This is a genomic window from Candidatus Nitrosotalea sp. FS, from assembly GCF_011319475.1.
Taxonomy (GTDB): Archaea; Thermoproteota; Nitrososphaeria; order Nitrososphaerales; family Nitrosopumilaceae; genus Nitrosotalea.
On sequence record NZ_RCMC01000181.1, the window covers coordinates 12079 to 12474 of the forward strand.

1 pseudogene is annotated in these 396 nt (G+C 37.9%); it reads left to right on the forward strand.

From position 1 onward, the window contains the following. Positions 1-396: pseudogene (locus tag DYY66_RS06665) on the forward strand (glycosyltransferase); the annotation flags it as partial.

Here is a 396-nt window from a genome sequence, read left to right on the forward strand (position 1 = left end):
CGCAGCAGCTGCCATGGTGTTTGCAACAATCAGAAGGGACTATTTTATTGTAACATGGATTGTTCCCTTTTTGATTTTCCTGTATTTGATAGGCTATAACCAGTATTTTTACTGGATTCCAGTCATACCCGTGATGTGTATTGCAGCCGGAGTTCTGATAGTAAAATTATCTGAGAAAATTCCAAGAAAACAGATTGCAAGCCTGTGCATTATTGTTCCAGTTTTAGGAATTGGCATCTTTGGAATGGTAAACCTTGTTGAGATCATTACTACTGATATGACATCTGCACAGTATGAGTCCATGTCATACATACTAAATGACACCAAGTACACTAACAACAAAATCATCTTTGCAGGACCTACATATTCATGGGTCCTTGATGATGTCTTTCACAA